This window comes from Kribbella sp. NBC_00482 (assembly GCF_036013725.1).
In the GTDB taxonomy this organism is placed as follows: domain Bacteria; phylum Actinomycetota; class Actinomycetes; order Propionibacteriales; family Kribbellaceae; genus Kribbella.
Genome location: NZ_CP107881.1, coordinates 6,480,876 through 6,503,875, shown reverse-complemented (window position 1 = coordinate 6,503,875; position 23,000 = coordinate 6,480,876). Strand labels below are relative to the sequence as shown.

21 protein-coding genes are annotated in these 23,000 nt (G+C 69.1%); 10 read left to right on the top strand and 11 right to left on the bottom strand.

The genetic code is table 11. The annotated features are described in order from the left end of the window. Positions 1-9: 9 nt before the first annotated feature. Positions 10-1,902: a DUF2207 domain-containing protein gene (locus OHB24_RS31610; RefSeq protein WP_327634513.1), complete on the bottom strand. Its 1,893-nt coding sequence runs from the start codon at positions 1,900-1,902 to the stop codon at positions 10-12. Positions 1,903-2,022: 120 nt separating this feature from the next. On the opposite strand from OHB24_RS31610, the gene OHB24_RS31605 reads away from it, so the two are divergent. Beyond that, positions 2,023-4,173 (top strand): elongation factor G-like protein EF-G2, encoded by a 2,151-nt coding sequence (locus OHB24_RS31605; RefSeq protein WP_327634512.1) that lies wholly within the window; start codon positions 2,023-2,025, stop codon positions 4,171-4,173. On the opposite strand, the gene OHB24_RS31600 is transcribed toward OHB24_RS31605, so the two are convergent. The 3 genes from OHB24_RS31600 to OHB24_RS31590 form a co-directional block, all read right to left on the bottom strand. Further along, positions 4,174-5,421, bottom strand: coding sequence for a tetratricopeptide repeat protein (locus OHB24_RS31600; protein ID WP_327634511.1), 1,248 nt, complete (start codon positions 5,419-5,421; stop codon positions 4,174-4,176). A gap of 115 nt (positions 5,422-5,536) precedes the next feature. Next, on the bottom strand, positions 5,537-6,412 hold the full coding sequence (locus OHB24_RS31595; protein WP_327634510.1) for a tetratricopeptide repeat protein: 876 nt from the start codon (positions 6,410-6,412) through the stop codon (positions 5,537-5,539). Continuing rightward, positions 6,409-6,858, bottom strand: a complete 450-nt coding sequence (locus tag OHB24_RS31590) for a hypothetical protein (RefSeq protein WP_327634509.1) — start codon at positions 6,856-6,858, stop codon at positions 6,409-6,411. Before OHB24_RS31590 ends, OHB24_RS31595 begins: the two co-directional genes overlap by 4 nt. 57 nt (positions 6,859-6,915) lie before the next feature. Between OHB24_RS31590 and OHB24_RS31585 the strand changes: the two genes are divergently transcribed. Beyond that, complete coding sequence (locus OHB24_RS31585; RefSeq protein WP_327634508.1) at positions 6,916-7,320, top strand: HIT family protein; 405 nt, start codon at positions 6,916-6,918, stop codon at positions 7,318-7,320. On the opposite strand, the gene OHB24_RS31580 is transcribed toward OHB24_RS31585, so the two are convergent. Next, positions 7,313-8,455 (bottom strand): epoxide hydrolase family protein, encoded by a 1,143-nt coding sequence (locus OHB24_RS31580; protein ID WP_327634507.1) that lies wholly within the window; start codon positions 8,453-8,455, stop codon positions 7,313-7,315. The two genes, OHB24_RS31585 and OHB24_RS31580, sit on opposite strands and share 8 nt — an antisense overlap. A gap of 63 nt (positions 8,456-8,518) precedes the next feature. Here OHB24_RS31580 and OHB24_RS31575 point away from each other — a divergent pair, with 63 nt between their 5' ends. After that, positions 8,519-9,481 carry a helix-turn-helix transcriptional regulator gene (locus OHB24_RS31575; protein WP_327634506.1) on the top strand — a complete coding sequence of 321 codons (963 nt, stop codon included), beginning with the start codon at positions 8,519-8,521 and terminating at the stop codon, positions 9,479-9,481. Here the strand turns inward: OHB24_RS31575 and OHB24_RS31570 are convergent. From OHB24_RS31570 to pgsA, 3 genes are read right to left on the bottom strand one after another with little or no spacing between them, the layout of a single operon-like run. Further along, positions 9,457-10,545, bottom strand: coding sequence for a glycosyltransferase family 4 protein (locus tag OHB24_RS31570; protein WP_327634505.1), 1,089 nt, complete (start codon positions 10,543-10,545; stop codon positions 9,457-9,459). The genes OHB24_RS31575 and OHB24_RS31570 overlap by 25 nt on opposite strands. Before the next feature lie 10 nt (positions 10,546-10,555). Continuing rightward, a complete protein-coding gene (locus OHB24_RS31565; protein WP_327634504.1) occupies positions 10,556-11,425 on the bottom strand; it encodes a phosphatidylinositol mannoside acyltransferase in 870 nt (289 codons plus the stop codon). Then, on the bottom strand, positions 11,425-12,081 hold the full coding sequence (gene pgsA, locus OHB24_RS31560; protein WP_327634503.1) for a phosphatidylinositol phosphate synthase: 657 nt from the start codon (positions 12,079-12,081) through the stop codon (positions 11,425-11,427). Before pgsA ends, OHB24_RS31565 begins: the two co-directional genes overlap by 1 nt. A 108-nt stretch (positions 12,082-12,189) precedes the next feature. Here pgsA and OHB24_RS31555 point away from each other — a divergent pair, with 108 nt between their 5' ends. The 4 genes from OHB24_RS31555 to OHB24_RS31540 all read left to right on the top strand — a co-directional run bounded on the left by OHB24_RS31555 (position 12,190) and on the right by OHB24_RS31540 (position 16,101). Next, positions 12,190-13,140, top strand: coding sequence for a hypothetical protein (locus tag OHB24_RS31555; protein WP_327634502.1), 951 nt, complete (start codon positions 12,190-12,192; stop codon positions 13,138-13,140). Between the two features lie 57 nt (positions 13,141-13,197). Beyond that, positions 13,198-14,115, top strand: a complete 918-nt coding sequence (locus tag OHB24_RS31550; protein WP_327634501.1) for a hypothetical protein — start codon at positions 13,198-13,200, stop codon at positions 14,113-14,115. Between the two features lie 12 nt (positions 14,116-14,127). Beyond that, complete coding sequence (locus tag OHB24_RS31545; RefSeq protein ID WP_327634500.1) at positions 14,128-15,048, top strand: hypothetical protein; 921 nt, start codon at positions 14,128-14,130, stop codon at positions 15,046-15,048. Between the two features lie 117 nt (positions 15,049-15,165). Beyond that, positions 15,166-16,101 (top strand): hypothetical protein, encoded by a 936-nt coding sequence (locus tag OHB24_RS31540; RefSeq protein ID WP_327634499.1) that lies wholly within the window; start codon positions 15,166-15,168, stop codon positions 16,099-16,101. Positions 16,102-16,145: 44 nt separating this feature from the next. Here the strand turns inward: OHB24_RS31540 and OHB24_RS31535 are convergent, their stop codons facing one another. Further along, positions 16,146-16,715, bottom strand: a complete 570-nt coding sequence (locus tag OHB24_RS31535; protein WP_327634498.1) for an HIT family protein — start codon at positions 16,713-16,715, stop codon at positions 16,146-16,148. Then, on the bottom strand, positions 16,712-18,733 hold the full coding sequence (thrS, locus tag OHB24_RS31530; RefSeq protein WP_327641131.1) for a threonine--tRNA ligase: 2,022 nt from the start codon (positions 18,731-18,733) through the stop codon (positions 16,712-16,714). The genes OHB24_RS31535 and thrS overlap by 4 nt, the downstream gene beginning before the upstream one ends. A 161-nt stretch (positions 18,734-18,894) precedes the next feature. Here thrS and OHB24_RS31525 point away from each other — a divergent pair, with 161 nt between their 5' ends. From OHB24_RS31525 to OHB24_RS31515, 3 genes are read left to right on the top strand one after another with little or no spacing between them, the layout of a single operon-like run. After that, the gene (locus OHB24_RS31525) at positions 18,895-19,812 is read left to right on the top strand and encodes an ATP-binding cassette domain-containing protein (RefSeq protein WP_327634497.1); all 918 of its coding nucleotides are present in this window, start codon (positions 18,895-18,897) and stop codon (positions 19,810-19,812) included. Next, entirely contained in the window at positions 19,809-20,456 is a 648-nt protein-coding gene (locus OHB24_RS31520) for a DedA family protein (protein WP_327634496.1), read from the top strand. The genes OHB24_RS31525 and OHB24_RS31520 overlap by 4 nt, the downstream gene beginning before the upstream one ends. After that, on the top strand, positions 20,453-21,247 hold the full coding sequence (locus OHB24_RS31515; RefSeq protein WP_327634495.1) for an ABC transporter permease: 795 nt from the start codon (positions 20,453-20,455) through the stop codon (positions 21,245-21,247). Before OHB24_RS31520 ends, OHB24_RS31515 begins: the two co-directional genes overlap by 4 nt. 50 nt (positions 21,248-21,297) lie before the next feature. Here OHB24_RS31515 and OHB24_RS31510 read toward each other — a convergent pair whose 3' ends face one another. Beyond that, positions 21,298-22,851 carry a MinD/ParA family ATP-binding protein gene (locus OHB24_RS31510; protein ID WP_327634494.1) on the bottom strand — a complete coding sequence of 518 codons (1,554 nt, stop codon included), beginning with the start codon at positions 22,849-22,851 and terminating at the stop codon, positions 21,298-21,300. Positions 22,852-23,000 lie beyond the last annotated feature (149 nt).

The following is a 23,000-nucleotide window of genomic DNA, read 5'->3' as shown; positions in this document are numbered from 1 at the left end:
AGGCCACTACTACCAGCTGCCGCCGCCTCCGCCGCCGCCACCGCCGCCGGAGGACCCGCCGCTGAAACCGGACGAACTGCCGCCGCCACCGCCGGAGCTGGACGGCGTGGGCGGCGGGTCGAAGGTGTTCGTCAGGGTGGTGCTGACCGCGCCCGCGGTCCAGCCGGAGGCGTAGTACGACGGTCCGGAGTACCAGTACGGGTCGGGCGTGATGCGGCCGGCGGCGACGAGCTGCTCGCACACCTTCTGCCACCGGTCGGCGAGACCGAAAGCGATGGCCCAGGGCAGGTACTTCGAGAAGATGTCCTCACCCTCCTCGAAGCGCAGCTGGTCCGCCTCGGCCGTGGCCAGGTACTTCCGGAAGCCGATCAGCTGGTCGGCCACCGCCCGGCCGGCCGGGTTCCGTTGCCCGCGGCCCCGGATCGCGATCCAGATGCCGATGGCAACGATGACCGCGATCACCGGTACCGCGACGACCACAGCCCGGCCGAAACCGCCGGTCGCCGCGCTGATCACGGTCCCCATCAGGCCGGCGCCGACGACCCAGATCGCGATCATGCCCATACAGGCGCAGCCGAAGCCGTTCTTGAACGCCGAACCGCCACCGGCCCGCGGCATCCGCAGGTACCACTGGCGAGCCTTCACCTGGTCACGGAGCGCCTTGATCATCGCGTCGTGCGCGTGCCGCATGGTGTTGTCACCCACCGCACCGCGCTCCAGCAGCACCTCCGTGCCCGGCTGCAACCCCGGGTACAGGCCGAGCATCAACGCCTGCTCGTGCGGTGCGGTCGCAGCCGCCGGGTTCAGCAGCACCGCCTTCTGCGATGTGCCGTCATTGTCGATCCGTACGCCGCCGCGCACCGCCAGGTCGATCAGTGTCGCGGCCGTCTCGGTCGTGTTCGCCTTCGCATCGATCAGCAGGCCGCCCTCGGCGACCGGGATCCGCGGCGGCGCGAACGCGACCGGGATCTGGTCCTCGGTGAGGTCGTCCTTCACCGGCTGCGCGGCGACCCCGTCCGGCGGGAACGCGCCCGGCGGCATCCCGGCGTACCGCTGGTCCTTGTTGCCGAGCTTCGAGTAGAGCGTGGCGAGGACGATGGCGGCCACGGTCGCGATGCCGGAGCCGACCAGCGAGAGCCAGGACACCCCGTTGCGTTCCATCCAGCTCGGCGGGTCGACCAGGATCGGGGTGTCGTTCTGGACGGCGCCGGCGGTGATTCCGGCGACGATCGTCAACTGCTCGCCGCGCTCGAGGTTGGAGGCGCCGAACACGCCCTTCTCCCCCACGACCGACTTCTGCGGGCACGTCCGGTTCGATCCGGCGGTGCCCAGGAAGCACTCGGTCCTGGTCACCCCCTGCGGGACGTCGACGTTGATCGCGACCTGGTTGATGACCGCGCTCCACGCGCTGCCGGTGGCGTCCCAGTACAGCTCGCTGTGGTCGTCGAAGTGCCGGAGCGCGCCGCGGACGTCGTACGAGATCTTGTACGTCGCCTCGGTGCCGGAGATCGTCTTGTCCGGGTCGCCGATCTTGACCTGCAGTTCCCCGTAGCGGCCCTGGTTCCCCTCGTACGTGTCGACGGTGAACTCGTCCGGGGCGCCGGTCGGGGACGACACGTCGATGTTCGAGACCTGGTACTCCTGGTCCTTCGAGTCGTCGTCCTTGTAGGGCTCGCGGGTGACCAGGTCCCGGTAGATCCCGTGCCGCCCGGACGTCGCGAAGTGGTAGTCGATCGTCTCCTCGACGTGCAGGACGCCCTCGGCCGAGACCGTGTAGTCGATCCTGAAGTTCCTGATCTCGTCGCCGTCCTCCGCCGTACCCGCGTTTGCCGGTACGGCGAAACCGGCCAGCGCCAGGACGGCGACCAACGTACTGATGACGACCCCGAGTGCCCGACGCATGCCCGCGACCCTATCGAGGGCTGGGGTCCGGGCCTCGCAGGCTCGACACGAATCTGCGAGCTGAGGGGCCTTGTGCGAAGTGTCGGTTAGGGGAATCGTGGGTGGACCAGGAGGAACGTCATGGCAGACAAGTCGAACGCTTCCCAAGGCACCGGAGCCGCGCCCGCTGTGGACAGTCCGGCCGCCATCCGCAACGTGGTCCTGGTCGGGCCTTCGGGCTCCGGCAAGACCACCCTCGTCGAGGCCTTGCTGGTGGCCTCCGGAGTCCTGAACAGACCCGGCACCGTCCTGGACGGAACCACGGTGTGCGACTTCGACGACGCGGAGCTCCGGCAGCAGCGCTCGGTGGGTCTGTCGCTCGCCTCCCTGCAGCACGACGGCGGCCAGGGAAAAGTGAAGGTGAACCTGATCGACACGCCCGGGTACGCCGATTTCGTCGGTGAGCTGCGGGCCGGACTCCGCGCTGCCGACTGTGCGCTGTTCGTGATCTCGGCGAACGAGGGCGTCGACGAGCCGACCCGGACGCTCTGGCAGGAGTGCGACCAGGTGGGGATGCCGCGCGCGGTCGTGATCACCAAGCTCGACCATGCCCGCGCGAACTACCAGAACGCGCTCTCCACGGCGCAGGACGCGTTCGGGGACAAGGTGCTGCCGCTCTACCTGCCCGCTGGTGACGGGCTGATCGGGCTGCTCTCCCAGTCGTACTTCGGGTACGCCGAGGGCAAGCGTTCGACCGCGCCACCGGATCCGTCGTACGCCGACGAGATCGAGGTGCTGCGTGGCACGCTGATCGAGGGCATCATCGAGGAGTCCGAGGACGAGTCGTTGATGGAGCGCTATCTCGAAGGCGAGGAGATCGACCAGAAGGTGCTGATCGAGGACCTCGAGCGCGCGGTCGCGCGGGGCTCGTTCTTCCCCGCCATCCCGGTCTGCAGCGCCTCCGGAGTCGGCACGCAGGAGCTGCTCGAGGTGATCACGAGCGGTTTCCCGTCACCACTCGAGCACAAGCTCCCGGACGTCTTCACCCCGCACGGAGTCGCCCGCCAGGGCCTGACCTGCGACACCTCCGGAGCGCTGCTCGCCGAGGTGGTGAAGACGACGTCGGACCCGTACGTCGGGAGGGTCAGCCTGGTGCGGGTGTTCTCCGGCACCATCAGGCCCGACACGACAGTTCACGTGTCGGGCCATTTCACGTCGTTCTTCGGTGACCACAACGGCGCGTCGCACGGGCACGAGGACCATGACGAGGACGAGCGGATCGGCACGCTGTCGTTCCCGCTCGGCAAGACGCAGCGCCCGGCGGGGCAGGTGATCGCCGGTGACCTGTGCGCGATCGGCCGGCTGACCCGCGCGGAGACCGGGGACACACTCTCCGACAAGGCCGATCCGCTGCTACTGCGGCCGTGGAACATGCCGGAGCCGTTGCTGCCGATCGCCGTCCAGGCGCATGCGAAGACCGACGAGGACAAGCTCGGGGCCGGCTTGCAGCGGCTGGCGGCCGAGGATCCGACACTGCGGATCGAGCAGAACCCGGAGACCCACCAGATCGTGCTGTGGTGCATGGGCGAGGCGCACTCGGACGTCGTACTGGACGCGCTGGCGAACCGGTACGGCGTGACCGTGGACACCGTCGAGCTCCGGGTGCCGCTGCGGGAGACGTTCGGCGGGCCGGCCAAGGGCCACGGGCGGCACGTGAAGCAGTCCGGCGGGCACGGTCAGTACGCCGTCTGCGACATCGAGGTCGAGCCGCTGCCGGGCGGGTCGGGCTTCGAGTTCGTCGACAAGGTGGTCGGCGGTGCGGTGCCGCGGCAGTTCATCCCGAGCGTCGAGAAGGGCGTCCGGGCGCAGATGGAGAAGGGCGTCGGGGCCGGGTACCCGATGGTCGACATCCGGGTCACGTTGCGCGACGGGAAGGCACACAGCGTCGACTCGTCCGACATGGCGTTCCAGATGGCCGGCGGGCTGGCGCTGCGCGAGGCGGCGGCCGCAACCAAGGTCGCGATGCTGGAGCCGGTGGACCTGGTGTCGGTCCTGGTGCCCGACGATCTCGTCGGTGCGGTGATGAGCGATCTGTCCGGGCGTCGCGGGCGGCTGCTCGGGACCGACAAGGTCGGCGAGAGCAGGACCCTGGTGAAGGCCGAAGTACCGCAGGTAGAGATCACCCGCTACTCCATCGACCTCCGCTCGCTGTCCCACGGCTCGGCGTCGTTCAGCCGCGAGTTCTCCCGCTACGAGGCGATGCCGGAGGCCGCCGCGTCCAAACTGAAGTGATCAGCTGAGGCGGCGGCGTACGTCGCGGGACTTGAGGTACGCCGCCACGTCGTCGTACCGCTCGCTCTGGTTGGCGAACTCGATGTACGAGCGCACGCGATGCAGCCAGTCGAGCGTCGACGGCTTCACCGCGGTCAGCGCGTCGGTCAGGTGCTGCATCCCGAGCGGCGGCTCGCCACCGGTCGAGAGCGCCTCGTCGATCACCTTGTCGACGCCGCGCTCGATCAGCGCGCGCAGGTCGGCGCCGCTGAACATTGCCGTCTGCGCGGCGAGGGCCTTCAGGTCGAGGCCGTCGGCCGGGACCTCCTTCGTCACCACGGACAGGATGTCGGCGCGGGCCTGTTCGTCCGGCGGCGGTACGAAGATCACCCGGTCGAAACGGCCGGGGCGGAGCATCGCCTCGTCGACGTCCCACGGCGCGTTGGTCGCGGCGAGCACCAGCAGGCCCTCGTTCTCGGAGCCGATCGCGTCGAGTTCCTGCAGCAGTACGTCGACCAGGCGGCGCGCCTCGGACCCGCCGTGCTTGTGGCGCGCGAACGCCAGCGCGTCCAGCTCGTCGAGGAACAGCACGCACGGCGCGTTGGCGCGGGCACGCTCGAACGCGGCATGCAGATTGCGCTCGGAGACCCCGAGGTACGGATCCATCACGTCCTCGATCCGGACGTTGATGAACGGCAGGCCGCACTCCCCCGCGGTCGCACGAGCCAGCAGCGTCTTGCCGCAGCCTGGCGGTCCGTAAAGCATCACGCCGCCGCCGGACTTCCGCCCGTACTTCTCGTACAGCTCCGGCCGGCTCAGCGGGAGGATCACCATCCGGTGGATGACACGCTTGATCTCCTCCATCCCACCGACCTGGTCGAAGGTCGTGGTCTCCTTGGGCGTGTCCGGGATCAACGGATCCTGCTCGTCCTCCGGCCCGACCTTGATCCGTACGCCGCTGCGCTCGGCGATCATGCCGTCGACGAGCTGCTGCAGCCGCCCGGTCCCTTCGACCACGCCGCGCTGGCGAGCCGCTTCGAGCAGATTCCGCAGCAGGGCGAGCCGCCCGTTCGCCGCGGCGAGTTCACCGACCGGCACGAACTGGTCATCCGGCAGCCCGTGCTGATCGAGCAGTACGACGTACTGGTCGAGCGCCTCCTCGATCTCACCGGCCGTGGCCAGCGACTCCGCGAGCACGAGCCGCAGCAGTACGTCGTCCGGGGCCGCGTCGACCGCCTTGCGCAGCGCCTCGATCCGGTCGCCGGTCATGGGGCCTCCTGCCCTGGACTGAGGAGCGGAGGGAGCGAAGCGACCGGAGCGACGAGGGAAGGGCAGGAGTTACAGCCCCATGACCCCCGCGCCGGAGGCGCGGCAATATGCACAGTCATGATCCCCATTTCCTGTTGATCCAGCGGCGGACCAGCGGTGGGACCACCCAGGAGTAGACGCAGAAGGTCAGCCAGACCATGGCGAAGGCGAAGGACAGCGGTGCGAGCCCGGCCGCGCGGAGGCCGTAGATCACCGCGACCGCGCCGACCCAGACGACCAGCGGATTGATGCGGGCGAACGGGCGCAGCGGAACCATCAGCGGGTGGTTGAACAGCTTCGCCTCGCGGGCGGCCGCGCGCAGGTCCGCGTCATCAGGCTGCGAGGCAGCCGCGGATCGCAGCGAGTTGTATCCGGCTCGCGCATCGCCGGTCAGCATGGACGCCGTACCGTGCAACGCCCGTGCGTTCGGGTCCTCCGGGTCGTACGACAAGGCTTCGGTGCTGTGCCGGTGCATGTCGCGGTCCTTGCCGAGCGCGAACGCCACCTGCGCACGGGCAGCCGAGACCGCCACGCTCTCCGGCGCGTGCGACGCGGCACGCTCGACCAGGGCGCTCGCCTTCTCGGCCTGCCCGGCCGCGAGGCAGACGTGGGCGTACCCGAGCAGCAGATCCGGATCGTTCGGGTCGAGGCTCAGGCCCTGCAGGAACGCGGCCTCGGCCTCCGGCAGCCGGCCCGCCGAACGCAGCGAGGACCCGAGGACGTGCAGCATCGCGGGGAACGGGCCGTGCTGGGCCAGGCCGTCCCGCAGTACGTCGACCGCCTCGGCATCCCGGTCGAGCGCGTGCAACGCGGCACCGCGGAACAGGTACGCGCGGTAGTCCACGGCCGCATCTCCGGACAGCCCCTGCAACTCGTCGAGCACGCGCTCGGGGCGGCCGATCTGCAGCCAGTGCGCGGCCATCCGCAGCCGTGCCTCACTCGGTTCGTTCACAGCACCACCGTCACCAGGAAGAGGATCAACGCCTCGGCGAGCGCGCCGCCGATCGTCACCGCGATCCCCCAGCCCCACAGGGATCCGTAGTCCGCGCCGCGCAACTGGAACGCGCGGTCCATCGGACGCTGCAGCCGGAGCTGGACCATGCAGCACAGTACGGCGACCACACGGATGCTCACCCGGAGGCCCGACGTCACGCCGGTGTCGTCGTACAGCAGGACGAACACGCCGATGACGGCGAGCAGACCGGCCAGGCCGGTCAGCAGGATCAGCCGGCGCTTGGCTGCGTCGACACCGAGCCGGCCAGCGTTGAGGTAGGCCACGGCCGTGGACGCGAGCACCCCGCCGAAGAACGCGACGTACGTCTGGGACATCAGGCGCCACGGGCGCGCCGACATGTCCACGCCGGCGCCGACGGTCGGGCGCAGGAGTTCGTCCGGCATCGGGCTCCAGGTGCAGAGGGGCAGAGGTTCGGCTCGCGCAGTGTATAGCCTGTGCCGATGAGCGAGAACTGCATCTTCTGCGGGATCGTGGCCGGCAGCATTCCCTCCACACGGGTCGCCGAGACCGACCGGGCGATCGCGTTCATGGACATCAACCCCGGCACACCCGGACACCTGCTGGTGGTGCCGCGCGCGCACTCGACCGATCTCCGCGAAGCCGCTCCTGAGGACCTCACCGCCGCGACGCTGCTCGCCCAGTCGCTGGTCTCGCGGGTGATCGACCGCCTGGACGCCGACGGCGCCAACCTGCTGAGCTGCATCGGCGCCGAGGCGTGGCAGTCCGTGTTCCACACCCACCTGCACGTCATCCCCCGCTACAAGGACGACCCCCTCCAGCTCCCCTGGCACCCCACGCCCGGAGACCTGGAGGAGATCAACGCAACGGCCGCCAAACTCACCTGAGCGAGGAGAAGAACTCGCGGAGGTCCTGCACGAGCAGGTCCGGCGCGTCCTGGGTGGCCCAGTGGCTGCCGCGGTCGAACTCGTGCCAGGACACGATGTTCGCGTGGTCCCGCTCGGCGAACCGGCGGAGCGGCCGGAAGTCGAACGCGAAGCTGGCCAGCGCGGTCGGCGTGGTGGTCGGCTCCTTCGGATGATCGGCGTGCTTGTCCTCGTAGTAGAAGCGCGCCGACGACGCACCGGTGTTCGTCAGCCAGTAGATCGTCGCGTTGGTGAGGACGTGCTCGTCGGTGCAGCTGCTGAGCAGCTGGGCGATCCACGCGAGCTGACCGGTCGGCGAGTCTGCCAGCGCGTGGGCGACGTTCTGCGGCGCCTGCTCCTGCAGCTTCGCGTACGCGCCCAGGTTGTCGTTGAAGAACTGCAGGAACTGCAGGTACCCCAGTTCCTCCTCGGTGAGGTTCTCAAGCTCCGCCGGATCCCCGCTCGGGAACGAGAACAGCTGGGTCACGTGTACGCCGATCACGTGCTCCGGATCGACCCGTCCGACCTCCGGGGACACGTAGGAGCCGCCGTCGTTGCCATGAGCGCCGTACCGCTCGTAGCCGAGCCGGCGCATCAGCTCGGCCCACGCCGCCGCCACCCGGTACCTGTTCCAGCCGCGGTCTTTCGTGGGACCGGAGAAGCCGAAACCTGGGACGGTCGGGATGACCAGGTGGAACGCCTGCCCGCCGTTCTGCGGGTTGGTGAGCGGCTCGATCAGGTCGACGTACTCGAGCGACGTGTTCGGCCAGCCGTGGGTGAGGATCAGCGGGATCGCGTCCGGGTCGGCCGAGCGGACGTGGAAGAAGTGCACGTTCTGACCGTCGATCTCGGTGACGAACTGCGGGTAGGAGTTCAGCCGCTCCTCCCACTTCCGCCAGTCGTACGACGTCAGCCACTGCTCGGTCAGGCGCCGTACGTAGGACAGCGGTACGCCGTACTCCCACTCGGGCGGCAGCGGCCCGGTCTGGACGGCGTCCGTGTAGTCGATGTCGAGCTCGTTCGCCCACCGGGTGCGGGTGAGACGGTCGCGCAGGTCGTCAAGGTCCGCCTGCGGAATGTCGATGCGGAAGGGCCGGATCTCGCTGTTGTTCGTCATGTTCTTCACGCTAGAAGCCCATTAGGCGGACTAGCTTCCTAATTCCCTGCCAGACTTTCGGACATGATCGAGACCTCGGCGCGGCTGCTGAAGCTACTCACGTTGCTGCAGTCGCCGCGCGACTGGACCGGTGCCGAGCTGGCCGACAAGTTGCAGGTCAGCGCCCGGACGGTACGCAGCGACGTGGAACGACTGCGGTCGCTCGGCTACCCGGTCGACGCCACCCGTGGGTCTGTGGGCGGTTACCGGCTCGGGGCGGGGGCCGCGCTGCCGCCGTTGCTGCTGGACGACGACGAGGCCGTGGCGGTGACGATCGGGCTCCGGAAGGCGGCCGGCGTCACCGGAGTGGAAGAGATCTCGCTGCGGGCGCTGAGCAAGCTGGAGCAAGTGCTGCCGTCGCGGCTGCGTCGGCGGGTCAACACTCTCGCCGGCTACACAGTGCAGGTGCCGCCGGACGAGGTGGGTCCGCAGGTCGATCCGGAGCTGCTGACGCAGCTGACCGCGCTCTGCCGGGACCGGGAGCAGCTGAGGTTCGACTACCTGGCACATGACGGGTCGGAGACGCTCCGGCGCGCCGAACCGCACCGGCTGGTCAACTGGGGCCGGCGCTGGTACCTCGTCGCGTTCGACGTGGAGCGGGGCGACTGGCGGACGTTCCGGGTCGATCGGGTGCGGCCGCGGATCCCGACCGGTCCGCGGTTCGCTCCACGTGAGCTGCCTGAGGACGGTGATCTGGCGGCGTACGTGTCCCGACGGGTGTCCGCTGCGGCCTGGCGGTACCGGGCGTCCGTGGAGGTCGCCGTACCTGCGTCGGTGCTTGTAGATCGGCTGACGCCTGCGGTCGGCGTCGTCGAACCGATCGACGAGGAGCGGTGTCTGCTGCGGACAGGCGCCGACAGCGTCCAAAGTCTCGCCGTACATCTCGGTCTGCTCGACGCGGACTTCGTCGTACTCGACGGTCCTCCGGAGCTGACGGCGTACGTGGAGCGGCTGGCCGAACGCTACCGGCGCGCGACGAGCTCGTAGACCGAGAGGAGCTCTGGGAGCAGGACGGACCAGTCGTACTTCGGTACGGCGGCCAGTCCGACGGACCGGAGCTGCTCGCGCTCGTCGGGCCGGCGCAGTAGCCGGAGCGCGCGGGCCGCCAGCTCACCGGCGTTCCCAGGCTCGAACAGCTCCCCCAGCTGCCCGCCCTCCAGCACGTGCCGGAACGCGGGCAGGTCACTCGCCAGAACGGGCGCTCCCGCCGCCATCGCCTCCAGCAGCACGATGCCGAAGCTCTCGCCGCCGAGATGCGGGGCGACGTAGACGTCCGAACCGGCCAGCATGTCGGCGCGGGCCTCGTCGTCGATCGCGCCGAGGAACAGCACGTTGTCTTGATACCGCCGCCGCAACGCCTCGTCGGCTTGTCCTGATCCGGCGACCAGGACCTTCACCCGTGGACGCTCGGCGATCAAGGCCGGTACGGCGTCCAGCAGCACGCCGAGGCCCTTGCGCGGCTCGTCGAGCCGGCCCAGGAAGCTGATCGTGCCGTCCTCGCCCATCCACTCCGGGCGCGGGCTGCCCTTGAAGCGGGCGGTGTAGAGGCCGTTCGGGATCACCACGGCCTCGCCGCCGATGTGCTGGACCATCATCGAGCGCGCGTTCTCCGACACCGCGATCCGGGCGTCGATCTTCTCCAGCGCCGGCCGGAGCAGGCTGGATGCCACGCTCATCGCCCGGGACCGCACCTGCCAGGTGTGGAACGTGGCGACGAAGGGCCCGTCGGCGGACCACAGCGCGATGATCGACGCGCTCGGCGTGGTCGGCTCGTGGACGTGGACCACGTCGAAGTTCCCGTCGGCGAGCCAGCTCTTCACGCGCGCCGCCGTACGCGGACCGAACGTCACGCGGGCGACCGACCCGTTGTACGGCACGCCGACGGCCCGTCCGGACGAGACGACGTACGGCGGGATCGCGCTGTCGTCGACGGGCGCCAGGACCGACACCTCATGGCCGAGAGAGAGCAGCGCCTCCGCCAGATCCCGGACATGGTTCTGCACCCCGCCGGGCGTGCCCAGCGAGTACGGGCAGACCACACCGATCCTCACGGTTCAATTCTCACCCGTCGAGAAAGATCCTCTGCAGCATGTGCCAGTCCTGCGGGTGTTCGGCGATGCCGATTGCGAAAGCGTCGGCGCAGCGCTGGGTCATCGCCGCCGCGCCGCCGTCGGGCTCGACCGCCTCGTGGAAGGTGATGACGAGATCCGGACCGTCGTAGTGCAGCGTCGCCGGGACCAGTGGTGCACCGGTCTTCAGACTGAGGGCGGCCGGTCCGGCCGGCATCCGCGACGGCCGGCCGAAGAACGTGACCGGCACACCACGCTCGGACAGGTCCCGGTCGGCCACCAGGCACACGAATCCCCCGGCGCGCAGGCGGTCCGCGAGTACGCCGGTGACGTCGTCGTCACCGCCTGTCAGCGGAAGCACCTCCATACCGAGTTTCTTCCGGTACTCGATGAAGCGGTCGAACAGCGACTCCGGCTGCAGGCGTTCCGCGACCGTCGACACCGGCATTCCGGTCAGCCCGGCCCAGGCGCCCGCGTGGTCGTAGTTCGCCAGGTGTGGCAGCGCGCAGATCACGCCCTGCCCGGCGGCGTACGCGTCGCGCAGCACCTTCTCGTTGACCGTTCGGACCCGGCCGACGATCTGTTCGTCGGTCCACTCGGGCAGGCGGAACGCTTCCTGCCAGTAGCGCAGATACGACCGAATGCCAGCGTGCGTGAGCGCGTCGACCTCGGCCTCGTCGGCTTCTGGACGTACTGCGGCCAGGTTGCCGCGCAGTCGCCGTACGCCGCGGCCGTTGCGGCGGAACGTGCGATCCGCGGCCCGCTGGAACAGCCACGTGACGGTCCGCTCGGGCAGGCGTCGTACCAAGGTCCAGGCAAGCGCGAAGGCCAGGTCGACGACCCGGTGCTGGACCCTTTCCATCAGGCCTTGGGGTCCGGCGGCGGCGTGTCGAGGCCCGAGTTGGCCGGGTCGGCCAGGACCTGCTTGCGCACCGACAGCGACCGCTGGACGACGGTGATCGTGCTCGCCGCGGCGACGTACCAGATCACGATCTCCAGCAGGATCGGCAGGTTCAGCACGTCGGAGAAGAACGCGGTGACCAGCGTGAAGACCAAGCGATCCGCGCGCTCGGCGAGGCCGCCGCTCGCCTTCAGGCCGAGGCTTTCCGCCTTGGCCCGCGCGTACGACGTGACCGCGCCCATCACCAGTGCCCACAGCGTCACGGCCGCCATCAGCGTCGAGTCGCCGGCCCGCGAGTTCGCGTAGAACATCACCAGGCCGCCGTAGACCGCGCCGTCGGCGATCCGGTCCAGCGTCGAGTCGAGGAACGAGCCCCACTTCGACGACGTCCCCGACGTCCGGGCCATGTGGCCGTCGATCAGGTCCGAGAACACGAAACAGGTGATGACCACCGCGCCGATCCACAGCTGGCCGCGCGGGAAGAAGATCAGCGCCCCGGCGGACACACCGATGGTGCCGACCAGCGTGACCACGTCGGCGCTCACACCGAGTTTGAGCAGGAGGGTGGCGATCGGCGTGATCACCTTGGTCCAGAACTGCCGGAATCTGTTAAGCATGGCGACGCGATCGTAGTTCACGCGGGGAGACATCCGGTGACAAGGCACGGGTTTCGGCCTGCGGCGGGGCTTCGCACGGAGGATGCTGGAGGTGAGGAGGTGACCGCCATGCGCCGAAGGCAGCTCGCGGGTGCGCTCGTCCTCCTCCTTGCAGCAGGCGGTTGCTCCGTCGCGCAGCGCGCCGACGGCACCGCGCCGGCTCCCGTGCCGCCCTCGGTGATCATCCCGACCGCCATCGCTCCCCCGCAGCCCGAGGGACTCGACGGTACGTCGGGAGCGCCCGGGCCACAGGTGTGTGCGGCGATCACGCGCCCGCTGACCGCGAAGTTCCGCGGCCCGGTCACGGCCAAGCCGAACGCCTGGAACGACGGCGGACTTCCGGCGATGGACCTCTGCACCCTGCTGCTCGGAGACCTGCCGGTCACGATCGGCGTCAGCGCACTGCCTATTCAGCCGGACACGCTCAGCCGGCTCGTGGAGAATCCCGGGGCGGTCGAGTCGCTGCCGGAGCTCGGGCCGGACGCAACCATCAGCGAGTCGCGGATCGTCTTCCGGGTCGCGGACCGTGCGGTGCGGATCAGCCCGGCCGGCGGCATCGACCGCGATCCCGCGGACGGGATCGAGAAGGCGAGAGCGATCGCGATCGCGCTGGCCGCGCGGGACGCCGTACCCCGTACCCTGCGGCCGGCCCGGCAGGCGGACGAGACGTGTCAGCTGGCGACGTCGGCGGCCGAGCGGTTCATCCGGCTGCAGGTGCAGTTGCGGCGGGACTACCGGGTGAAGGGCGCGCTGACCTGCGTCTGGGGGACGTACGACGCGACCGTGTCGATCGTGGAGGCGTTCGACCAGGCGACGATCCCGGAAGCGCAGCGGGTGCCGCCGCCACGGTTCGCGCCGATCGGGCAGCCCGGGTACTACCTCCCGGAAGCCGGAGAACTGGTCTTCCGCCAAGGCCGCCGGGTCGTCCGCGTCACCGCGCTGACCAACCCACCGCGCGAGGTCACGCTGACGACGCTCACCAACCTGGTCGACCCGATGCTTCCGCTCTTCTTGCGCTGAACTTTCCGGTCCAGACCAGCGTCCAACCACTATCTATCAGCGATGGGGGTGGTGGAAATGCGCACACTTCTCAGGTACGGCGGGTTGATGGCCGCCGCGACGCTCACCACGGGACTGCTCACGGCCGGCACGGCGACGGCGGAGCAGAGCGGGACAACGGCGCCGTGCAGGATCTCGGTCGGCTCGGTGAGTGCCGGCGGGGATCACCGGATGCAGACCTTCTCGGCGACGGCGCCGGTCACGAAGGTCACCGACAAGATCGTCGCGAAGGACGTCTACGCGGACGGTCAGACGCGGCTCAGCGCGGCAGTCCGGTACGGCCCGGGCGAGGGCTCGGAGCTGCACACCGGCCAGGTGGTGCTGGGATCGGTGCTGTACGACTTCTCGTACCGGACGCCGACCGGTGGCGGGACGGTGTCGCAGAAGGTGCTCACCCGGGTCGGTCCGGGCTGGCAGAGCTACCGGACCCTGGACCGGTCGACGGTCGGATCCCAGTCCGTCGAATGGTCGCTGACCAACGACGGAGCGGAGCTGGAGCGCCGTACCGTCAAGACCGAGAACGGGCGGGTCTATCGTCACATGGACGGTTGGGCGTCCAACTTCCGCGGCGTGAAGGGGATGGCGTTGATCAGCCAGACCTCGACGTACGACACGTTCCTGATGACGCACAGCACCGGCCGGCTGTACACCGCCCGGCTCCCGCGCGTCAGCGGGCACATCATCCAACCGGTCGTGAAACCGATCCGGATGTCGACCTGGGGGGTGTTCGAGACGCTGGTGGCCGCACCGTGCGGTCAAGGCACGATCGTCCTCGGCATCGATCGCGACACCGGCAACGGCTACCTGTACTCCGTTGGCCACGCCAACGGACTGTCGACCGTCATCAAGGGCCTCGGCAAGGCTCCCGGCACGTTCAAGGATCCGGTGTACTTCAGCTGGACCAAGTTTGGGGACCCGCTGCTCTTCGGCGAGTGATCTGGGGGACAAATGAACAACTGGACCAAATACGGCGCAGTTCTGGCCGCAGGGGTTCTCAGCGCCGGTCTCCTGACCGGACCGGCGTCAGCGCAACCCAGCAGCACCGCCCGTACCTGCGGGCTCAATCTCGGATCGGTGACCGCCGGCGGCGATCACCGCGAGCAGGTCATCACCGACGACGGTGACATGGTCGACAACTGGATCGTTGCCAAGGACCTCTTTCCCGACGGACAGGTCCGGCTGCACGCGACGCTCCGGTACGGCGCCGCAGAGGTCGGCGGTATGGCGCACCAGGGCCCGGTCATCATGGGCTCGACGATGTACGACAGCAGTTACATCACGGCGAACGGCCAGGGACCCGTGACGGAGAGGCAGCTCACGCGGGTCGGGCCCGGCTGGCAGGTCTACCGGAGTCTCGACCGGTCGACGTACCTCACGGCGACCACGCAGCGGGACACGGAGTACTCGCTGCACACCGACGGCACGCTCTACCGCCGCAACGTCACCTACAAGAACGGTGTGGCGAGCCGGCAGATCACCGGATGGCAGTCGGGCTACCGGGGTGTGAAGGCGATGACGCTGATCAGCCAGACAGCGACGTACGACACGTTCCTGATGACGCTGACCTCCGGCAAGCTGTACACGGCCCGGCTGCCGTTGGCCGGCGGGCACATCATCCCGGGTGTGGTGAAGCAGGTCCGGGGCTCGACGTGGCAGGGATTCGAGACGCTGGTGGCGGCTGCGTGCGACGACGGCGTACTGCTGCTCGGCATCGACAAGGACAGCGGGTCCGCCTACCTGTACAAGGTTGGGCACGCCAACGGCGCCGCGACCCCGATCAGGATGATCCGCAAGGTGCCGGGCACGTTCAAGGAGTCGGTGTACTTCCACTGGCAGTTGTTCACCGGCGAGCGGCTGGCGGGCGACTGATCCCCCGTAACAGCAGCTGATTCAGGGTTCGGCCCGGCTCTTCGGAGCCGGGCCGAACTTTTTCGGTCATGACCGCATCCAACCCGCTGTCCGATCCAAGAGCAGGGGGAGAACAGAATGATCAAGTGGGCCAGGTACGGCGGAGCGATCGCGGCCGGGGTTGTCAGCGCGGCCTTGCTGAGCGGGGGTTTCGCCGCAGCACAGTCCACCGGTGGCGCGAGCACATCCGGCGCCACGTGCAGCATCAAGGTCGGCTCGGTGACGGCGGGCGGGGACCACCGGCTGCAGACGTTCGCGACCGACGGCGTGAAGGTCGAGGACAAGATCGTTGCCAAGGACATCTACCCGGACGGGCAGGTCCGGCTGAGCGCGACGATGCGGTTCGGTGCGACGGAGGTCGGCGGTGACGCACACACCGGTCCGGTCATCATGGGGTCGAGCTTGTACGACACGTCGTACCTGACGCCGGCCGGTGGGGGCACCGTCTCGCAGAAGCAGGTCACCCGCGTGGGTGGCGGCTGGGACGTGTACCGGTCGCTCGACCGTTCGACCGTGGTCACCGCGACCACGCAGCGGGACACGGAGTACTCGCTGCACACCGACGGCACGCTCTACCGCCGCAACGTCGTCTCCAACGACGGCGTACCGAGCCGGCAGGTCACCGGCTGGCAGTCCGGCTACAGCGGGGTGAAGGCGATGACGCTCATCAGCCAGACCTCGACGTACGACACGTTCCTGATGACGATGACCTCCGGCAAGCTGTACACCGCCCGGCTGCCGCTCGCCGGCGGACAGATCATCCCGGGTGTGGTGAAGGAGGTCCGGAGCTCGACCTGGCAGGGCTTCGAGTCGCTGGTCGCCGCGCCGTGCGGCGACGGCACGCTGCTGCTCGGGATCGACAAGGACAGCGGCTCCGGCTACCTGTACCGCGTGGGTCACGCCAACGGCACCGCCACGACGATCCAGTCGCTCGGCAAGGCCGCGGGCAGCTTCACCGACCCGACGTACTTCCTGTGGAAGAACTTCAGCGGTCAGGATCTGAACGGCGAGTGACGCTCTGAGCAATCGCCCCACCCTCGGGTGGGGCGATTGGTCGTTTACGGCCAGGACTTCGCGAGGAGCGCGCGGGTGTCCGGGAGGAGTTGGGGCAGGACCTTCGTGTGGGCGATCGCCGGCATGAAGTTGGTGTCGCCGGCCCACCTCGGGACGATGTGCTGGTGCAGGTGGGCGGCGATGCCGGCGCCGGCGATCTCGCCCTGGTTCATGCCGATGTTGAAGCCGTGCGCCCCCGACACCGTGCGGATCGCCTGCATCGCCTGCCGGGTCAACGTGGAGACGTCGGCGACCTCCGCCTCGGTCAGCTCGGTGTAGTCGGCGACGTGCCGGTAGGGCACGACCATCAGGTGACCCGGGTTGTACGGGTACAGGTTCAGGACGGCGTACGCCGCCTCGCCGCGATGCACGATCAGCGCATCGGCGTCCGGCAGCCCCGGCAGCCGGCAGAACGGGCAGCCCGCGCCGGCCTCATCACTGGTGGGCTTGTTCTCGCCCTCGATGTACGCCATCCGATGCGGCGTCCACAACCGCATGAACGGATCGGGCACCCCGACCCCGTCCTGCCGCACCAGGTCTTCAGGTCTGTACGGCGAGTCGGGGGTGTCCGTCATACCTGGACGCGTTTCGCTACGGACTCGACGATCTCGGCCACGGCGTCGGCGATCGGTACGCCGTTCTTCTGGGTGCCGTCGCGATACCGGAAGGAGACCGATCCGGCCGACATGTCGTCGTCGCCCGCGATCAACATGTACGGCACCTTGGCCTTCTGGGCGTTCCGGATCTTCTTCTGCATCCGGTCGTCGGACGCGTCGACCTCGATCCGGATCCCCTGCGCCTTCAGCTGCTTGGCGATCTCGAACAGGTAGTCCACGTGCCCGTCGGTGATCGGGATGCCGATCACCTGGACCGGGGCCAGCCAGGGCGGGAACACACCGGCGTAGTGCTCGGTGAGCACCGCGACGAACCGCTCGATCGAGCCGAACAGCGCACGGTGGATCATCACCGGCCGCTGCCGGGAGCCGTCCGGCGCCGTGTACTCCAGCTCGAACCGCTCCGGCAGGTTGAAGTCCAGCTGGATCGTCGACATCTGCCAGGTCCGGCCGATCGCGTCCTTGACCTGGACCGAGATCTTCGGACCGTAGAACGCGGCGCCGCCCGGGTCCGGGACCAGCTCGAGGCCGGAGCCCTCGGCAACTTCGCGGAGCGTCTCGGTGGCCTCCTCCCAGACGTCGTCGGAGCCGACGAACTTGTCCGGGTTCTTGGTGGAGAGCTCGAGGTAGAAGTCGTCCAGGCCGTAGTCGGCGAGCAGCCCGAGCACGAACGTCAGCAGGTTGCGCAGCTCGTCGCGCATCTGCTCACGGGTGCAGTAGATGTGCGCGTCGTCCTGGGTGAAGCCGCGGGCCCGGGTCATGCCGTGCACGACGCCGGACTTCTCCAGCCGGTAGACCGTACCGAACTCGAACAGCCGCAGCGGCAGCTCCCGGTACGACCGGCCGCGGGCCGCGAAGATCAGGTTGTGCATCGGGCAGTTCATCGGCTTCAGGTAGTAGTCCTGGCCCTGCTTGCGGATCTGCCCGTCCGCGCCGCGCTCCTCGTCCAGGTGCATGGGCGGGTACATGCCGTCGGCGTACCAGTCCAGGTGACCGGAGGTCTCGAACAGCTGGCCCTTGGTGATGTGCGGCGAGTAGACGAACTCGTAGTCGTCCTCGACGTGCCGCTGGCGGGAGTAGTCCTCCATCACCTTCCGCAGTACGCCGCCCTTGGGGTGGAACACCGCGAGGCCGGAGCCGATCTCGTCCGGGAAGCTGAACAGGTCGAGCTCGGTGCCGAGCTTGCGGTGGTCGCGCTTGGCGGCCTCCTCGAGCCTCGTCAGGTACGCCTTGAGCTCGTCGCGCGACTCCCAGGCGGTGCCGTAGATCCGCTGCAGCTGCGGGTTCTTCTCGCTCCCCCGCCAGTACGCCGCCGCCGTACGCATCAGCTTGAAGTTGCCGAGGTATCCGGTGGCCGGGACGTGCGGGCCGCGGCACAGGTCCTTCCAGGCGACGCTGTCGTCGCGCCGGACGTTGTCGTAGATCGTCAGCTCGCCGCCGCCGACCTCGACACTCGCACCCTCGGCGGCGTCGGCCGCGGAGCCCTTGATGCCGATCAGCTCGAGCTTGTACGGCTCGCTCGCGAGCTCGTCGCGGGCATCGTCGTCGGACACCACCCGGCGGCTGAACCGCTGCCGCTCCTTGATGATCTGCTGCATCTTCTTCTCGAGCTTGCCCAGATCGTCCGGCGTGAACGGCGTCGGTACGTCGAAGTCGTAGTAGAAGCCGTTCTCCACGGGCGGGCCGATGCCGAGCTTGGCCTCCGGGAACAGGTCCTGCACCGCCTGCGCGAGGACGTGCGCGGTCGAGTGCCGGATGATCGACCGGCCGTCCTCGGACCCCGCCTTGACCGGCTCGATCTCGTCGCCGTCGGCGACCACCCGGGACAGGTCCCGCAGCTCACCGTTGACCCGGGCGGCGATGGCGGAGCGGTCCTGGCCGAAGATTCCGGCGAACAGCTCCCCGATCGTCGTCGTCTCGGTCACACTCCGCTCAGCCTCGCCCTCGACGCCGATCAGATGGACCTTGACTTCCGACACGTGCACTCCTCGGGTCTCGACCAGCCGATTACCGGTCACGGACAGATGGTATCGACACACCTGACGAAAGTAGGGGTCGGGACCAGCCGGTCGTCCGATGTGCCGGGGGCGCCTCCATTTCTAGGTTCTAGGTACCACAAGGACCAGGAAAGGGCCCCGGCGTGATCACGCTCGAAGGACTCACCAAGAGGTACGGCGGGACGACCGCCGTGGACTCGCTCGACCTCACCATCTCCCCCGGCCGGGTGACCGGCTTCCTCGGGCCGAACGGCGCCGGCAAGTCGACCACGATGCGGATGATCCTCGGCCTCGACAGCCCGACCGCGGGCAGCGCGCTCGTCGACGGACGTCCGTACGCCGAATGGCCGCGCCCGCTGACCAAGGTCGGGGCCCTGCTCGACGCCAAAGCCCTGCACCCTCGCCGGTCCGCCCGTGACCATCTGGTCGCGATGGCCCGCAGCAACGGCGTCCCGGTCGCCCGCGTCGACGAGGTGCTGTCGATCGTCGGCCTGGACACGGTGACGCGCAAACGCGCCGGGCAGTTCTCGCTCGGCATGGGCCAGCGGCTCGGCATCGCCGGCGCGCTGCTCGGCGATCCCGAGGTGCTGATGTTCGACGAGCCGGTGAACGGCCTCGACCCGGACGGTGTTCGCTGGGTCCGTGAGCTGATGCGCTCGCTCGCGGCGGAGGGCCGCACGGTCTTCGTCTCCAGCCATCTGATGAGTGAGATGCAGCTGACCGCCGATCAGCTGGTCGTGATCGGTCGCGGCCGCCTCATCGCGGACGCCGCGGTCGGCGACGTGATCGCGGGGTCGTCCAGGACGACCGTCGCGGCGCGGGTCCCCGACCGGACCCAGCTCGCCGTACTGCGGGACCGGCTGGCGGATGAGGCCGAGCGAGTCGAGGCGGTCGGGGAGCGGCTGGTGGTGACCGGCGTACCGGCCGAACGGGTCGGCGATCTCGCCTACGAACTCGGCGTACGGCTGCACGAACTGGTGACGGAGCGCGCGTCCCTCGAGGAGGCCTACATGGAGCTCACCGCGGACAGCGTCGAGTACGGCGTGGCGGTGGCGTCATGAACGACGCGATCCTCCAGTTCGCACACGAACTGATGTCCTCCTGGTGGATCTACCTCGCGTTGTGGGGGTTCGCGGCGCTGGACGGGTTCTTCCCGGCTATCCCATCGGAGACGCTGGTCGTCACGGCAGGGGTGTTCGCCGCCGCCGGTGAGCCCAACCTGTACGCCGTCATCGTCGTCTCGGCGGTCGGAGCCTTCATGGGCGATCACGTCTCCTACGCCCTCGGGCGCGGCGCCGGCGGACGGGCGCTCGACCGGATGAAGCCAGGGACCAGGCGGTCCTCCGCGGTGCTCTGGGCTCGGCAGGCTTTGGCCGAGCGCGGCGGGTTGGTCCTGATCGTCGCCAGGTACGTGCCCGGAGGACGTACCGCGGTCACGCTGACGATGGGATCGGTCCGGTACCCGCTCCGGCAGTTCTCCGCGTTCGCCGCACTGGCCGCGGTCAGTTGGGGCGTCTACTGCAGCCTGGTCGGATATATCGGCGGGAAAGCGTTCGAGGACAACCCGCTGAAGGGTGTGGTCCTCGGCATCGGGCTCGCGCTCGCGGTCACGCTGGTCGTCGAGGTCGTCCGGCATCGGCTCAAGAAGCGGCGTCAAGGTCAAGTCGAGGCTCAGGGTGAGCTCGTGGAAGCAGGTGGACGATGAGTACAGCGATCCTCGGAGTAACGACCGGTTCAGGTCTGTCGAACGCGGTTCGATCGGAGTGGGTCAAGCTGTGGTCGGTCCGGTCCAGCTGGCTCAACATCGTGGCTGCTGCCGTGCTGAGCACGTTGCTCGGGCTGCAGTACGGCTGGGGACTTGCCTACGACAACACCCACCTCGAGCCGGGCGAGGTCGCGCAGCAGCAGCCGATCGGGCACTTCGGCGCCTCGGCGATGCTGATCGTGCAGGTGGTGATTGCCGCGTTCGCCCTGCTGACAGTCACCTCGGAGTACGCGACGGGCAGCATCCGTTCGACTCTGCAGTGGACTCCGGTACGGCGGGACGTCGTACTCGCCAAGGCTGTTGTACTGGCACCGGTCCTGTTCGTCTACGGGATCGCTATAGCGGCGCTCGCCTCCGTGGCAGGCGGTCTGACCGCCGGCTCCTGGGCTGACTGGAACGCGACCGACATCGTGGTCGACCTGCTGTCCGTCGGCTTCTACGCGACCGCTGCCGGCCTCTTCAGTGCCGGAATCGCCTGGGTGGTCCGGAGCACCGCAGGCACACTGACGGTTGCCTTTCTGCTGCTTCTGGTGGTCCCGCTGATGCTGGGCCAGGCCTCATTGCGCGCCCTGGTGTGGACAGCGGCCCTCCTCCCAGGCGGGGCCGGCCAGAACTTCCTGACAGGCGGCACAGACCCGCTCTCCCCCACCCTGAGTGCGGCGGTCCTGATCGCCTGGGCAGCCGGCGCACTCGTCTTCGGTGCGATCGTCCTCAAGCGACGCGACGCCTGACCAGCAACGAGGCGGTCCGGACAGTGTCCGGACCGCCTCGTTGACTGAGCTCAGCGGGGGGTGTTGAGGGCGGTGGTGATCTGTTCCGAGACGCGGGCCGCCAGGTCCAGGGCGGCGCGTCGGGTGCCGGGCTGCAGGGCGTTGTGGTCGAGTGGGCCTTCGGCGGCGACGTGCATGTCGGTCGGGATGTCGACGACGGCGGCCGCGCGGGACTCGAAGTACGGGCGGAGCTGCTTCTCGACCTCCTTGTTCACATCGCCGGGGCCGTTGGAGACCGCGATGATGGCGCGGCGGATCAGCCGCTGAGCCTCCGGGCCCTGGTTGTCGAGCTCCTCGAGCATCTGCACGGCGGCCGCGCAGGACAGGCTCTTCCACTTGATCGGGATGACGAGGGCGTCGGCCGCCTTCATCGCCTCGCGCCAGTTGCTGGAGCCCTCGTTGTTCCCGGTGTCGATCACGAGCACCTTGTAGAACCGGCTCAGCAGGCGGTGGATCTGGTCGAAGTCCTTGGCCTCGATCTGCGCGTACGTCGTGGTCGCCGACGTGAGGACGTCGTACTGACCGGCGACCTGGTGCCGCAGGTACGCCGCGACGTCGCCGAGCCGGGCGTCCGGCTGGGTCAGCATCGGCATCGCCTGCAGCATGTCCGTGACGGTCGACCGCGAGTTCGTGTCGTGGGTCCGCAGGTGCATGTTGCCGCGCAGCTCGTTGTTGTCCCACGCGACGACACCGCCGCCGCGGGCCTGACCGAGCGCACCGGCCAGCATCAGGGTGGTCGGCGTCTTGCCCGAGCCGCCCTTCGGGTTCGCCACGACGATCGTCACCGGACGGCGGAAGGCCGTCGCCGCCGTCGCCCGGGCGATCCGCTCGGAACGCTCGGTGCTGCCCGGACGCAGCTTCAGCATGCTCCGCATGCCACGCTCGGCGGGAGCCTCCCGCGGCAGCGGCAGCGCCTGGATCAGCTCGTCGGCCCGGTACGACAGGTTCTTCGGCGGCTGCTGCGCCTGCTGACCCGGGACACCCTGCGGGAAGAAGTGCTGTGCGGCCGGCGACAGCGGCTGACCGCCCTGTCCCGGCTGGGGCGCCGGAGCCGCCTGCGGAGGCTGGGCAGGCGGGAACTGCGCTCCCTGCGGCTGCGCGCCCGGCTCCTGTCCGGAGCCGTGGAACGACGAACCGCCGAACACGGGGCTGTTCTGACCGGCATCCTGAGCGGGAGCAGCATCGTCGGTGGCGGCCGCGGGCTCGGCCTCGAGAGCGGCCTCGTCGTCCTGCTCTTCCGGCTGGCTCCACGACGCGGCACCGGACTCGGCGGCCGGCTGCGTCCACGACGGGGTCGGCGCGCTCGGCTGCGGCTGGGTCCACGGCGCCGGCTGGTCGACAGGCTTGGCGGCCGGTCCGGACCACGAGTCGCCCGGGAAGTCCTGCGACAAGGCGTCCGCCTGTTCTTCGGTCTCCTCGACGGGCTGTGCATCCGACGACTCGGCGTCGGTCGACTGGTTAGGGTCCGGCTGAGACCAGGAGGGGGTCGGCTGCCACATTCTCCGGACCTCGGCCGCCGCTGCTTCCCGGTCTTTGTGCTGTCCGGAGTTGTGCGAGTCGGTCACGACCTGGATCCCCGATCTGTGCGAGGGGGCGGGTGGCCCCTGGAGGCTTGCTGGGTGGTCCGGAGAGGTGAGGTCTCCGGGAGGGTCCACTATCCCATGACCCGGTGTCCTCACTATGTCACCACCCGGAGCGTTCGATGACGGTTCGA

What these genes read in the sequence shown, in the direction of transcription:
- OHB24_RS31610 (WP_327634513.1), bottom strand. Translation starts at nt 1,902, where the DNA reads ATGCGTCGGGCACTCGGGGTCGTCATCAGTACGTTGGTCGCCGTCCTG.
- OHB24_RS31605 (WP_327634512.1), top strand. Translation starts at nt 2,023, where the DNA reads ATGGCAGACAAGTCGAACGCTTCCCAAGGCACCGGAGCCGCGCCCGCT.
- OHB24_RS31600 (WP_327634511.1), bottom strand. Translation starts at nt 5,421, where the DNA reads ATGACCGGCGACCGGATCGAGGCGCTGCGCAAGGCGGTCGACGCGGCC.
- OHB24_RS31590 (WP_327634509.1), bottom strand. Translation starts at nt 6,858, where the DNA reads ATGCCGGACGAACTCCTGCGCCCGACCGTCGGCGCCGGCGTGGACATG.
- OHB24_RS31585 (WP_327634508.1), top strand. Translation starts at nt 6,916, where the DNA reads ATGAGCGAGAACTGCATCTTCTGCGGGATCGTGGCCGGCAGCATTCCC.
- OHB24_RS31580 (WP_327634507.1), bottom strand. Translation starts at nt 8,455, where the DNA reads ATGACGAACAACAGCGAGATCCGGCCCTTCCGCATCGACATTCCGCAG.
- OHB24_RS31575 (WP_327634506.1), top strand. Translation starts at nt 8,519, where the DNA reads ATGATCGAGACCTCGGCGCGGCTGCTGAAGCTACTCACGTTGCTGCAG.
- OHB24_RS31565 (WP_327634504.1), bottom strand. Translation starts at nt 11,425, where the DNA reads ATGGAAAGGGTCCAGCACCGGGTCGTCGACCTGGCCTTCGCGCTTGCC.
- pgsA (WP_327634503.1), bottom strand. Translation starts at nt 12,081, where the DNA reads ATGCTTAACAGATTCCGGCAGTTCTGGACCAAGGTGATCACGCCGATC.
- OHB24_RS31555 (WP_327634502.1), top strand. Translation starts at nt 12,190, where the DNA reads ATGCGCCGAAGGCAGCTCGCGGGTGCGCTCGTCCTCCTCCTTGCAGCA.
- OHB24_RS31550 (WP_327634501.1), top strand. Translation starts at nt 13,198, where the DNA reads ATGCGCACACTTCTCAGGTACGGCGGGTTGATGGCCGCCGCGACGCTC.
- OHB24_RS31545 (WP_327634500.1), top strand. Translation starts at nt 14,128, where the DNA reads ATGAACAACTGGACCAAATACGGCGCAGTTCTGGCCGCAGGGGTTCTC.
- OHB24_RS31540 (WP_327634499.1), top strand. Translation starts at nt 15,166, where the DNA reads ATGATCAAGTGGGCCAGGTACGGCGGAGCGATCGCGGCCGGGGTTGTC.
- OHB24_RS31535 (WP_327634498.1), bottom strand. Translation starts at nt 16,715, where the DNA reads ATGACGGACACCCCCGACTCGCCGTACAGACCTGAAGACCTGGTGCGG.
- OHB24_RS31520 (WP_327634496.1), top strand. Translation starts at nt 19,809, where the DNA reads ATGAACGACGCGATCCTCCAGTTCGCACACGAACTGATGTCCTCCTGG.
- OHB24_RS31515 (WP_327634495.1), top strand. Translation starts at nt 20,453, where the DNA reads ATGAGTACAGCGATCCTCGGAGTAACGACCGGTTCAGGTCTGTCGAAC.